Below are 12,281 nucleotides of genomic sequence, written 5' to 3'. Positions count from 1 at the left end.
CGCGGCAACGGTGATTGGCGCATCGGGCGGCGGCGCGGGCCTTCCAGTCTGCATCCGGCGGCCGAGGCCGAAGGGTGAAGCCGGGAGCCGGCTGCGGCACGCGGGCGTGGCGGAACTGGTAGACGCGCGGGATTTAGGTTCCCGTGACGCAAGTCGTGGGGGTTCGAAACCCTCCGCCCGCACCACGGTGCCGGTTTCATCCAGGTCGCAACCGATCGTGCCGCTGCCTTGTCGCGGCGCTCAGCCCGGTCGCGGGCTGCATGGGGCTCGTAAGGCTGTTTTTGCGCCCCCTTCAAGGGGGTGCGCTTTGTCGCGTGGCGGCGGCCCGGGCCGTGGCTGCCACCGGATTTTCAAGTTCCCGCCCCTGTGCGGCGGCAAGGATGTGAAGGCAAGACGATGCAGGTGACCGAGACCAAAGCCGAAGGCCTCAAGCGTGCGTTCCGCGTGGTGGTTCCCGCCGCGGACCTGGATGCCAAGGCCGACGCGCGCCTGAACGAGATCAAGGGCCAGGTGAAGCTCAACGGCTTCCGCCCCGGCAAGGTGCCGGTCGCGCATCTCAAGCGCGTCTACGGCAAGTCGGTCATGAGCGAGGTGATCGAGCAGACCGTCAATGACACCAACGGCCAGATCGTCGAAGAGCGCGGCTTCCGCCTGGCGCTCCAGCCGAAGGTGACCCTCCCGCAGGAGGATCCCCAGGGCCAGGGCCTGCTGGATGGCGGCAAGGACCTCGCCTACGATCTCGAAATCGAGATCCTGCCGAAGATCGAGCTGGGCGACTTCAAGACCATCGCGGTCGAGAAGCCGGTGCTGGACGTGACCGACGCCGAGGTGGACGAGACCGTTCAGCGCATTGCTGATTCCAACCGTCCGTTCGCCGCAAAGGAAGGCCCGGCCGCCGATGGCGACCGCGTGACCATCGACTTCACCGGCTATGTGGACGGCGTGAAGTTCCCCGGCGGCGAGGGGCAGGACATCGACCTGCTGCTCGGCTCCAAGAGCTTTATTCCCGGCTTCGAGGAGCAGCTGGTGGGCATCGCCACCGGTGAGAGCCGCACCATCTCCGTGACCTTCCCGGAGGATTACGGCGCGGCTGAGCTGGCCGGCAAGGCGGCCACCTTCGAGGTGACCTGCAAGGCCGTTGCCGCTCCGGGCGAGGTCGCCCTGGACGACGAGTTCGCCAAGACCCTTGGCATGGAGAGCCTGGAGAAGCTCAAGGGCATGGTGCGCGAGCGCATCGGCGCCGAGCATGCCGGCGTCGCCCGCCAGAAGGTGAAGCGCGCGCTGCTCGACGCCCTCGACACCATGCACAAGTTCGACGTGCCCGAAGGCCTGCTGACGCAGGAGTTCGAGGGCGTGTGGAACCAGGTGCAGCAGGACCTCGCCGCCCAGAAGCGCAGTTTCGCCGAGGAGGGCACCACCGAGGAGGAGGCGCGCGCCGACTATCGCAAGATCGCCGAGCGCCGCGTGCGCCTGGGTCTGGTCCTTGCGGAAATCGGGGAGCGCAACAATATCCAGGTGTCTGACGACGAGGTGACGCGCGCGGTCGTCGAGCGGGCGCGTCAGTTCCCCGGCCAGGAACAGCAGGTTTGGGAGTTCTATCGCAGCAATCCGCAGGCGCTGGCTTCCGTGCGTGCCCCCCTGTTCGAGGAGAAGGTCGTGGACTTCCTCCTGGAGCTTGCCAACGTCACCGAGAAGCCGGTGACCAAGGAAGAGCTCTATAAGGTGGAAGAAGAGGACGCGGCGGCCTGACGAATCGGGTCGCTTTCGTCCAGCATGAGCCCCGGGTGGCGCGCTTCGGCGTGCCACCACTTGCGCCGTAGACACGACAGCGCGCCGGGATTGCAGACTGGGGCCCCCCTCCTGGGTCGCCGATCTGGACCGCAAGCGCCCGAGGACCAAAGATGCGTGATCCCATTGATACTTATATGAATTACCTCGTTCCCATGGTGGTCGAGCAGACCAACCGTGGCGAGCGTGCCTATGACATTTACTCGCGCCTTCTGAAGGAGCGCATCATCTTCCTCACCGGTCCGGTGGAAGATGGCATGTCCACCCTGGCGGTGGCGCAGCTTCTGTTCCTGGAAGCGGACAATCCGAAGAAGGAAATCTCGATGTACATCAACTCCCCGGGGGGAGTGGTGACGTCGGGTCTCGCCATCTACGACACCATGCAGTTCATCAAGCCCGCGGTGTCGACCCTGTGCATTGGCCAGGCCGCTTCCATGGGCTCGCTGCTGCTGACCGCCGGCGAGAAGGACATGCGCTTCGCCCTGCCGAACGCGCGAATCATGGTCCATCAGCCGTCCGGCGGCTTCCAGGGCCAGGTGACGGACATCATGCTGCACGCTCAGGAGATCCTGAACCTGAAGAAGCGGCTGAATGAAATCTATGTGAAGCACACCGGGCGCGACCTCAGCGTGATCGAGGATGCGCTGGAGCGCGACAACTTCATGACCTCCGAGGCCGCCAAGGAGTTCGGGCTCATCGATTCCGTGATCGAGAAGCGCCCGACCGACGAGGCCCCCAAGAGCGCGTGATCAACGCCGGGAAGGCGGTTGCGCCTGTTGGCGGAGGCGCCTTCTCGACCAGTTTGGGGATGATCGCTGTTTGTCCCCCTTGCGTGCGGTGCGAGATCGCGCTTGCATGTCGTTAAGCCGGCATCGGATGCCGCGTGTCGGCCCTCGCCACCGTTGGCGGGGGCCGCTGCGTTTCAAGGTCCAAGCCGCGATTGGCAAGGACCGGCGCTGACGAGACCGGGCGACGACGCGAACGAGCGGCGGCCGTGGTCTGCTTTAACCAGCTCCCACAATGCCGCAGGGAAAGCTCCCGAACTGCCTTGATCGCGCCGTTGGAGGGTGATTGGCTGACGGAAGGCCAAGAACTCGAAAGAGACCAAACGGGATTGGCGAGCTTCTTGCTTGGTTCAATCCCCCACTGGTGATCTGTACGACACAGGCGCGTTTTGTGTCCGTATCGATAGATCGTAGGAGACGAAGATGAGCAAGACCGGCGGCAGCGACAGCAAGAACACGCTTTATTGCTCGTTCTGCGGCAAAAGCCAGCATGAGGTCAGGAAGCTCATCGCCGGACCGACCGTGTTCATCTGCGACGAGTGCGTCGAGCTGTGCATGGACATCATCCGGGAAGAGTCCAAGTCCTCTCTGGTGAAGTCGCGGGATGGGATCCCGACCCCGAAGGAGATCCGCAAGGTTCTCGATGACTACGTCATCGGCCAGGACCATGCGAAGAAGGTCCTCTCGGTGGCCGTGCACAACCACTACAAGCGCCTCAATCACGCCACCAAGCACGGGGACGTGGAGCTCGCCAAGTCCAACATCCTGCTCATCGGCCCCACGGGCTCGGGCAAGACCCTGTTGGCGCAGACCCTGGCGCGCATCCTCGATGTGCCGTTCACCATGGCCGACGCCACGACCCTCACCGAAGCGGGTTATGTGGGCGAGGACGTGGAGAACATCATCCTCAAGCTGCTCCAGGCGGCCGACTATAATGTCGAGCGGGCCCAGCGCGGCATCGTCTACATCGACGAGATCGACAAGATCAGTCGCAAATCCGACAATCCGTCCATCACCCGCGACGTGTCGGGCGAGGGTGTGCAGCAGGCGCTTCTGAAAATCATGGAAGGCACGGTGGCCTCCGTTCCGCCCCAGGGTGGCCGGAAGCATCCGCAGCAGGAGTTCCTGCAGGTGGATACCACCAACATTCTCTTCATCTGTGGCGGCGCGTTCGCGGGCCTCGACAAGATCATCTCGTCGCGTTCCAAGGGCTCCACCTCCATCGGCTTCTCTGCCAAGGTGGCCCCGCCCGAGGATCGCCGCCCCGGCGAGCTCTTCCGCGAGGTGGAGCCGGAGGATCTGCTGAAGTACGGTCTTATCCCGGAATTCATCGGCCGTCTGCCCGTGCTGGCGACGCTCGGCGACCTGGATGAGGAAGCCCTGAAGAAGATCCTGGCCGAGCCGAAGAACGCGCTGGTGAAGCAGTACCAGCGGTTGTTCGAGATGGAGAATGTGGATCTCACCATCCACGAGGAGGCGCTGGGCGCCATCGCCCGCAAGGCCATCGAGCGCAAGACCGGCGCCCGCGGCCTGCGCTCCATCATGGAAGGCATCCTGCTCGACACCATGTTCGACCTGCCGGGTCTGGAAGGCGTCGAGGAGGTTGTGATCTCCCGTGAGGTGGTCGAGCAGAATGCGCGCCCCCTCTACATCTATGCGGACCGCGTCGGTGACGCGGGCGCCAGTGCCTGAGGGCGCGGTTCCGACACTTTGCCCCCGCGCCGCGTGCGCGGGGGACCCTGAGCTTTTTGACCGATTGGCCGTTTATCGCTCACCCCGTGTTGTTCTTCTGGGGTGCTCGCACCAGCCCTTGAAACGGGGTGGTGGCGTATCCATGTTCTTCCCGAAAGATCCGGTCTCCGTGCTCGGACCTCATGCCTCCCGCGGTGTTCACCGCTTCAGCATTGAAAAGCCGTTCCGGTAACCCGGCTGCGTGCACGCGCGGCAGCGCCTTCGCGTGTGCACCAAAGAAAGGATTGGGTCATGACGAGCCAGAAGCCGCGCCCCCCGCTCGTTGCCGGTGTGTCGCAAACTTACCCTGTGCTCCCGCTTCGGGACATTGTGGTTTTCCCTCATATGATTGTTCCCCTGTTCGTGGGTCGCGAGAAGTCTATCCGCGCCCTTGAAGAGGTGATGCGCGGCGATACTTACATCCTGCTCGCGACCCAGGAGAATGCGTCCGACGATGATCCGGCGCCCGAGGCCATTTATGGCGTGGGCACGCTGGCGACGGTCCTGCAGCTCCTGAAGCTTCCCGACGGCACCGTGAAGGTGCTGGTGGAGGGTGTCTCGCGCGCCCACGTCTCCCGCTACACCGATCGCACCGACCTTTATGAGGCCGAGGCCCTCATGCTTGAGGACGATGCCGGCGACCAGGTCGAGGCGGAAGCGCTCGCGCGCTCGGTGGTGACCGAGTTCGAGAATTATGTGAAGCTCAACAAGAAGGTGTCGCCGGAAGTGGTGGGTGTCGTCGGCCAGATCGACGACCACTCCAAGCTTGCCGACACCATCGCCTCGCACCTCGCCGTGAAGATCCCGGAGAAGCAGGCGGTGCTGGAGACCGTGAAGGTCTCCGACCGGCTGGAGAAGGTTCTGGGCCTCATGGAGAGCGAGATCTCCGTGCTCCAGGTGGAAAAGCGCATCCGGTCCCGCGTCAAGCGGCAGATGGAGAAGACCCAGCGCGAGTACTACCTCAACGAGCAGATGAAGGCGATCCAGAAGGAACTGGGCGACGAGGACGGCAAGGACGACCTTCAGGAGCTGGAGGACCGCATCAAGCGGACCAAGCTCTCCAAGGAGGCGCGTGAAAAGGCTACGCACGAGCTGAAGAAGCTGCGCCAGATGTCGCCCATGTCGGCGGAAGCCACCGTGGTGCGCAACTATCTGGATTGGCTCTTGTCGATCCCGTGGGGCGTGAAGAGCAAGATCAAGAAGGATCTCAACTACGCCCAGGAGATTCTGGACGGCGAGCACTATGGCCTCGACAAGGTCAAGGAGCGCATCGTCGAGTATCTCGCGGTGCAAAGCCGCGCCAATAAGCTCACGGGTCCCATCCTGTGCCTCGTCGGCCCGCCCGGCGTCGGCAAGACCTCGCTCGGCAAGTCCATCGCCAAGGCGACGGGACGTGAGTTCGTGCGCGTGGCCCTTGGCGGCGTGCGCGACGAGGCGGAAATCCGTGGCCACCGGCGGACCTATATCGGCTCCATGCCGGGCAAGGTCATCCAGTCCATGCGCAAGGCCAAGAAGGCCAACCCGCTGTTCCTGCTGGACGAGATCGACAAGATGGGCGCGGATTTCCGCGGCGATCCGTCCTCGGCCCTGCTGGAGGTGTTGGACCCCGAGCAGAACAAGACCTTCGCGGACCACTATCTGGAGGTCGACTATGACCTCTCGAACGTGATGTTCGTGACCACGGCGAACACGATGAACATCCCGCCGGCCCTTCTTGACCGTATGGAGGTGATCCGCATCGCCGGCTACACCGAGGACGAGAAGGTGGAGATCGCGCGCAAGCACCTGATCCCCAATGCCTTGCAGAAGCACTGTCTGTCGACGAAGGAATGGTCCATCGACGACGCGGCGCTGCAGACCCTCGTCCGGCGCTACACCCGCGAAGCTGGTGTGCGCTCCCTGGAACGCGAAATCTCCACCCTCGCCCGCAAGGCGGTGAAGGAGCTGATGCTGTCCAAGAAGAAGTCGGTGAAGGTCACGGCCAAGAATCTCGAGGATTTCCTCGGGGTGCCGCGCTATCGCTACGGCCAGATGGAGAGCGAGGACCAGGTGGGTGTCGTCACCGGCCTGGCCTGGACCGAGGTGGGCGGCGAGCTGCTGACCATCGAGGGCCTCATGATGCCCGGCAAGGGCAAGATGACGGTCACCGGCAACCTCAAGGATGTGATGAAGGAATCGATCTCGGCGGCGGCATCCTATGTTCGCTCGCGGGCGGTGGATTTCGGCATCGAGCCGCCGCTGTTCGAGCGTCGGGACATCCACGTGCACGTTCCCGAAGGGGCGACTCCGAAGGACGGGCCCTCCGCGGGCGTGGCCATGGCTACCGCCATCGTTTCGGTGATGACGGGCATTCCCGTGCGCCGCGACGTGGCCATGACGGGTGAGATCACCCTGCGTGGCCGGGTGCTGCCCATCGGCGGCCTGAAGGAGAAGCTCCTGGCGGCTCTGCGCGGCGGCATCAAGAAGGTGCTGATCCCCGAGGAGAACGCCAAGGACCTCGCCGATATTCCGGCCAACGTGAAGAACGCGCTGGAGATCGTGCCCGTGTCGCGGATGGACGAGGTGCTGAGCAACGCCCTGGTGCGTCCGCCGGAGCCCATCGTTTGGGAAGAGAAGCCGGTGAATGCGCCGGTGGCAGGCGATGATGCCTCGGGAGTCGTTGCGCACTGAGGCTTTGCGCCGGATGGGAATACCCTGTCCGGCCCCCTCACCCGCAAGGGAGTAGGGGCGGGCGCAAGCTTGGTGTCGGCTCTTTCTCGGAAGGAGCCAAGTTTAGCGATTTCAAGGGCTTAGAGAATGAGGACGGGCGGCTCGAAACTCGAGTCGCCCGTCTTTTTTTCGCTATTGCAATGCTGGAAATCGTGCATTGGTGCGGGTTTGAAGCGGATGGTGCTTGCAAATGCCGTATTTTCCGTGATGCTCGCGGCGATCGTCGGGGCCCTGCCCCTCACGATTCGCGTTTTGACAACGGAAGGGAATGGTCAGATGACCACCAAGAACGAACTGATCGCCGCGGTGGCTGAGGAGGCCAAGCTGACGAAGACGGCTGCTGCGGCTGCCGTGGACGCCACCTTCGACATCATCGCCAAGGCGCTCAAGCAGGGCGAGGAAGTCAAGCTGATCGGTTTCGGCAGCTTCTCGGTGGTGACCCGCGCCGCCCGCGAGGGCCGTAATCCTCGCACGGGCAAGCCGGTGAAGATCAGCGCCTCCAAGGCGCCGAAGTTCACTCCCGGCAAGGGCCTCAAGGAAGCCGTCAACGAGTGATCCCGCGGTTCGGACGTCGCGATAGAAGCGCGACGTCCGAACAAGGCAGGGCGTTCGAATTCCGTTCTCGTGCGGCCTCTCATTCGCAATCGAAAGAGCAGGGCGCCGAGGCGGGGTCGCGGGGCGCCGCCATTGGGGCGGCGTCCATATAGATGGCTGCGGTGCGCTCCGCGCGGCAGCGACCGGGGCTCCCGGCGGCGGGGCATCCAAGGTGAAATCCGCCTGAGTAAGGCCATTCGTGTGCATGCGCGCATGTCGGTGGAGCGTGTTCGAATCGCGCTTGGCCTAGGCTGTGATCGGTGGTCGCCTCCGTCTGACGCATGGGTGCGCGACAGGCGGGCATGCGGCCTCCCCTGCGCGCCGTTCTCCGCGATATTTCCTCTAAGCGTATCGCCTCATGTCGGGAGGTGGGGGCGGCCTGATTGCCCGCCTCGGCTTCTGGCTTTGGGGTGCAGGGGCTGCGTGGGCGTCGCTTGTGGGCCGCCCCTGTCGGCGGGCCCTGTCGTGCCGGCGAGCTTGTGAAGGCGTTGTGCCGGCCGGTGGCAGCCTCACTGGGCTTTCGGTGCCGTGCCGGGGTGGGGCACCGTGCATCAGCGTGGCAAGGCAGGCGTGGAAGGCGATCTATGGCCTTGCTGGCGCGCGCCGGTGATGATTAAAGGGCGCATGCCGCAGGTGGGGCGGTTAGCTCAGTTGGTAGAGCATCTCGTTTACACCGAGAGGGTCGGCGGTTCGAGCCCGTCACCGCCCACCAGTGTTTTCAAGCACCTGCAATCTTGGCCTCCGCATGGGAATGGCGGGGGGACAAAAAAGCCACTGTTGGTTTTGGTTCGCGATTCTGGCTTTGCCGGGAGTGGACTCTGCGCGCGCCGGTGCGCCGTCCGGGCGGCGGTCGCAGCGGGTTGCACCCCACTTGCCGCGTGGCCACGGGCAAAGATGTGGCGGCCCCGGTGCACCGGGGCGGTGCTGCACCATTTGCGTCTCGCCGGTGTCGTGGCGATTGGTGAAGCCGGCTTGCGCCCGTCATCGCGCACCGGCGATGCCGAATCTCCACCGTTCGGAATTTTCGGGCGCGGCTTCCTTTTTTGTCCGCTCGAAGTTGGAGCACCTGAGAGTGGGCTCAATTTCCCTTCGCTGCGAGAATGATGAGCTGGCGCGGCTTTGCGCGGTATCCTGGGAAAGCTATCCACACCCTTGTCATAAAATCGTTCGGGCTCGCTTGACGGAGAAGGGCGAGGTGCCCTATCAGAGCGCTCTCGACGGCGCAACGCACTAGCGCAGCGCCGGTTGGGGGTGTAGCTCAGTTGGTTAGAGCGCCGGCCTGTCACGCCGGAGGTCGCGGGTTCGAGCCCCGTCACTCCCGCCATTTAACTGGGCAATCCCCGGATCAGAGCAGATCCCTAAAGTGCCCTTGAAATCCAGAATTTATTGTCTCTTCAACGTCATCGCTGATGCCGCGGCTTTGCGCACGGCGAGCGTCGTTTGGAGAGCGTGGTGTGCTTCCTCGGGGTTCGCGGGGGCGGCGCTGATTTGCGTGCTCGGATTGGCCTTGCCGGCTGCCGCGTGCCCGGTGGATGTTCGACCCAGTCCGGCGCTCGTACTGGCGGCGCCCGCTGTTCAGAGCCTGCGCGAAGGCGGCCCACTGCGTATCCTCGCCATTGGTTCATCGAGCACCACAGGTGTGGGCGCTTCGCGGCCGGAGGCCACCTATCCCGCTCAGCTCGCCCACCGTCTCGTGGAAATGCTGGGGGAGGGCAGCGTCGAGGTCACGAATGCTGGTGTCTCTGGCGAGAGCGCGCCGTCTACCCTGAAGCGCCTGGAAGCGTTCCTGACCCACGGGGAGCGGCCGGATCTGGTGATCTGGCAGGTGGGAACCAATGACGTGATCTTCGGCGGCAATCCGGAGCGTCTGACGGCACTGGTGCGGCGCGGTCTGGAGGCGACCGCCGCAGCGGATGTGGCGACGATTGTCGTCGACCAGCAATACTTTCCGCTGATCCTGGATGTGGGGCGCTACGAGCAGTTTGTGTCGGCGGTCGATGACACCGCCACCGAGCGAAACGTGCCGCTGCTGCGGCGCTACGCGATGATGAAGCAATGGGCGGCGGAAGATCCAGCCGGCTTCAAGGGGCTGTTTGCCTGGGACCATTTCCATATGAATGACAAGGGCTATGCGTGCCTCGCCCAGCAGCTGGCGGATGCGATCGCGCAGGCGGTGAGCGCGGCGAAAGCGCCCCCGCCGCCGGCCGGTGCCCTGCGCCGGCCCGATGCTGCGCTGGCGCGTTGAGGCCGGCGGAGGCCTCAGAAAGGTGGCAGCATCCCCATTGCGGGGCGGCCGAGCCTAAGGCCGGGACGCTTGGGGTTCAGGTGAAGACAGTTGGCGCGCGACGCGCATCAAGCCCACGCAGGGGAAGTTCCCCCGATTCCGGGAAGCCGGGAGGCTGTAGCGCCGCTCCGAAGGCGGCGCCACGGCCGGAAGTGCGCTGCTAGTGGGCCTCTCGCGGCCGGGTGCGCTCGCCTGCGCGCCTCGGCCGCCCTTCACGGAAACGCGGGGGCAATTTCAAAAATGCAGGTGGAAGTATGGCGCGTTTGATGCGCTGCTCCATGCGCGTCACGGACGCGGAGAGGAGGGCGGAAGACTGGGCTGGCGTCCCGCCCGTCGGAGCGGCCCCGCGCCTGTAGGGGGCGGTCCTCTGGGATCGGAGCGCTGCGGGGCAGGCAGAGGAGTGGGGGCGTTTCCGCACGTCCCCAGTGCATGGCAGGAGGGGCCAATAGGGCGGCGCCGCCGGTCTCTCCGGCAACGCCGCAGGGCAATGGCGAGCTTACTGCAGGGTCGAGGCCGCGCGGGCCTTTTCCGGATCTTCGCAGGCCCGCAGGTCCTCGGCCAGCTTTTCCAGAATGCGCTGCACCTCATGGCTCGCGGTGTTGAGCGTGGCGAGCGCCTCGAGGGCTTCCTGCGGGCGGTTGGCCTCGTGATGCTGAAGCACAAGCTGCGCCGCGGCGTGGACCTTGCGGTGCGGTTCCACCAAGGAGGCGAAGGTCGGCAGACGCCGGATCTCCGGGATGTTCACCGATTCATACCACTTGCCGAGGCGGCAGTGCTGATGATCGGGCACCTCGTGGGCATGCCACTCGCACCGGCCCATCAGCACATCCACCACGTGCTTCTTGAACAGCACATGGTCGATCTTCGCCATCTCGCAGAGGGCGACCGGCGAATCGGCATTGAACCAGTCGTGGGCGGAGCTGGAGAAGCGATCGTTGCTGTTCTGCAGGCTGGTGGCCATGCGCATCAGCATCTGCTCGTTCTCGGTGGAGAGGCCCGCGCTCTGGCACACGCGCTCGCCAATCTCCTCGCTGGCGATCTTCTGCTGCGACAGCACGGTGGCGATGGCGTCCATGCTGCGGGCGACGGTGTTCACCGTGCCATCGATGGCGGTGACGGCGGCGGACACCTGCTCGATGTCGTCCATGCTGGCGGCCACGGCCTCCTCAGAGCGCGCCATGGCTTCGCCCATGCGGGTGATCACGAAGCGCATGCCTTCCACCCGCTTGCCGATTTCCTCGGTGGCGGCGCCGGTCTGGTTGGCGAGGGCCTTCACTTCCTGCGCGACGATGGCGAAGCCCTTGCCGGCCTCGCCGGCCCGGGCGGCCTCGATGGTGGCGTTGAGGGCCAGCAGATTGGTCTGCTTGGCAATGGTGTCGATCACCTTCAGCACGTCGGCGATCTGGTCGAAGGCGTTCACAAGCTCGGTGGAGCGCTTGCGGGTCTCGTCCGTGGCGTCGCTGATGGCGGTGGTGGTGGTGCGCAGATTGTCCACCGCTCCGGTGGCGCGGGTGGAGGCCTGGCTGGCATTCTGCGCGTCGGTCAGCGCATCGTTGCTGGAGCGCGAGATGTCCTCGATGCTGGTGATGAGCTCGCTCACCGCCGAGGCCACGCTCTGCGAGCCTTCCGTCGCGCGATGGGTGTTGCGCGTCAGGTAGGCCAGCTCGATGGACACCTCGTTCACGTTGGAAACGGTGTCGGCCAGATTCTTCAGGTTCCGCAGGTCGCGCTGGTGGGCTTCGTCAATGATCTGGCGGGTGAGGGCGCGCACGGCCACGGTGCTTTCCACGGCCGCCACGGCGGAGGCGAAGCGGCGACCCACTTCCTTCAGGCCCGCCGCGCGGCCCGGCAGGAACACCTGCCGGGACATGCGCACGCAGGTGGTCTCCATGGCCGTGTCCAGGGCCTGCAGCAGCGTGGCGGAGGGCAGGCCCTCATTGAGCATGCGCTCGACCGCGGCATTGGACGGGGCATCGTAAAGCTCGCTGATCGCGTCGCCGATTCGCTTGGCAAGGCCGAGCTCCAGCCCGGCCGTCGCCGCGGCGATGCCCATGGCGATCTCGGCGTGTGCTTGCTGGTTGTGGACGTCGGCGGCGTACGAGACGGCGGACATGGGCGCTCCCGTTATCATTGCGTTGGCCGGCAGCACCCTGACTTGCGAATGCGGCTCACGGCGGTTGGGACGAGTCTCCTGCCGCTCTTGTATCCCTTCACGGCTCCGTGAAACCCTCCGGAATTTCCCTAACCCGCTACGGCATCTGCGCCAATGGCGGTTCTGCTCCTGATGACAATTTTGTTTGCGCTCCCATGAAAGGGGAAAGGCATGGCGCGCGCGTGCGCCCCGGTGTGGCGCACGCAATCTAAGCTTGAAGTTGGCCTTGGCGTAGCGT

Annotated in this window: 7 protein-coding genes and 3 tRNA genes; 9 read left to right on the top strand and 1 reads right to left on the bottom strand. The window is 64.9% G+C overall.

Annotated features, from left to right (window positions below):
* The first annotated feature begins 100 nt into the window (after nucleotides 1–100).
* From L0966_RS11070 to L0966_RS11030, 9 genes are all read left to right on the top strand, one after another.
* Nucleotides 101–185: transfer RNA gene (locus tag L0966_RS11070), tRNA-Leu, on the top strand.
* A gap of 211 nt (nucleotides 186–396) precedes the next feature.
* On the top strand, nucleotides 397–1,749 hold the full coding sequence (gene tig, locus L0966_RS11065) for a trigger factor (RefSeq protein ID WP_234051968.1): 1,353 nt from the start codon (nucleotides 397–399) through the stop codon (nucleotides 1,747–1,749).
* Between the two features lie 152 nt (nucleotides 1,750–1,901).
* Nucleotides 1,902–2,537: an ATP-dependent Clp protease proteolytic subunit gene (locus tag L0966_RS11060; protein ID WP_234051967.1), complete on the top strand. Its 636-nt coding sequence runs from the start codon at nucleotides 1,902–1,904 to the stop codon at nucleotides 2,535–2,537.
* A gap of 459 nt (nucleotides 2,538–2,996) precedes the next feature.
* A complete protein-coding gene (clpX, locus tag L0966_RS11055; protein ID WP_234051966.1) occupies nucleotides 2,997–4,265 on the top strand; it encodes an ATP-dependent Clp protease ATP-binding subunit ClpX in 1,269 nt (422 codons plus the stop codon).
* A gap of 291 nt (nucleotides 4,266–4,556) precedes the next feature.
* Nucleotides 4,557–6,974 (top strand): endopeptidase La, encoded by a 2,418-nt coding sequence (gene lon / locus L0966_RS11050; RefSeq protein WP_234051965.1) that lies wholly within the window; start codon nucleotides 4,557–4,559, stop codon nucleotides 6,972–6,974.
* Nucleotides 6,975–7,289: 315 nt separating this feature from the next.
* A complete protein-coding gene (locus L0966_RS11045; protein ID WP_234052210.1) occupies nucleotides 7,290–7,568 on the top strand; it encodes an HU family DNA-binding protein in 279 nt (92 codons plus the stop codon).
* A 675-nt stretch (nucleotides 7,569–8,243) separates the two neighbouring features.
* A tRNA-Val gene (locus L0966_RS11040) sits at nucleotides 8,244–8,319 on the top strand.
* 535 nt (nucleotides 8,320–8,854) lie between these two features.
* A tRNA-Asp gene (locus L0966_RS11035) sits at nucleotides 8,855–8,931 on the top strand.
* A gap of 39 nt (nucleotides 8,932–8,970) precedes the next feature.
* Nucleotides 8,971–9,852, top strand: coding sequence for an SGNH/GDSL hydrolase family protein (locus L0966_RS11030; protein ID WP_234051964.1), 882 nt, complete (start codon nucleotides 8,971–8,973; stop codon nucleotides 9,850–9,852).
* Nucleotides 9,853–10,387: 535 nt separating this feature from the next.
* Here the strand turns inward: L0966_RS11030 and L0966_RS11025 are convergent.
* The gene (locus L0966_RS11025; RefSeq protein WP_234051963.1) at nucleotides 10,388–12,004 is read right to left on the bottom strand and encodes a methyl-accepting chemotaxis protein; all 1,617 of its coding nucleotides are present in this window, start codon (nucleotides 12,002–12,004) and stop codon (nucleotides 10,388–10,390) included.
* Nucleotides 12,005–12,281: the final 277 nt, after the last annotated feature.

Source organism: Xanthobacter sp. NM-59 (assembly GCF_021401125.1).
Classification (GTDB): Bacteria; Pseudomonadota; Alphaproteobacteria; order Rhizobiales; family Xanthobacteraceae; genus Xanthobacter.
Note: the sequence above shows the minus strand (reverse complement) of the source record. Positions and strands in the feature narration are given on the sequence as shown.

Coding starts and splice junctions, on each gene's coding strand:
- tig (WP_234051968.1), top strand. CDS start 397: ATGCAGGTGACCGAGACCAAAGCCGAAGGCCTCAAGCGTGCGTTCCGC.
- L0966_RS11060 (WP_234051967.1), top strand. CDS start 1,902: ATGCGTGATCCCATTGATACTTATATGAATTACCTCGTTCCCATGGTG.
- clpX (WP_234051966.1), top strand. CDS start 2,997: ATGAGCAAGACCGGCGGCAGCGACAGCAAGAACACGCTTTATTGCTCG.
- lon (WP_234051965.1), top strand. CDS start 4,557: ATGACGAGCCAGAAGCCGCGCCCCCCGCTCGTTGCCGGTGTGTCGCAA.
- L0966_RS11045 (WP_234052210.1), top strand. CDS start 7,290: ATGACCACCAAGAACGAACTGATCGCCGCGGTGGCTGAGGAGGCCAAG.
- L0966_RS11025 (WP_234051963.1), bottom strand. CDS start 12,004: ATGTCCGCCGTCTCGTACGCCGCCGACGTCCACAACCAGCAAGCACAC.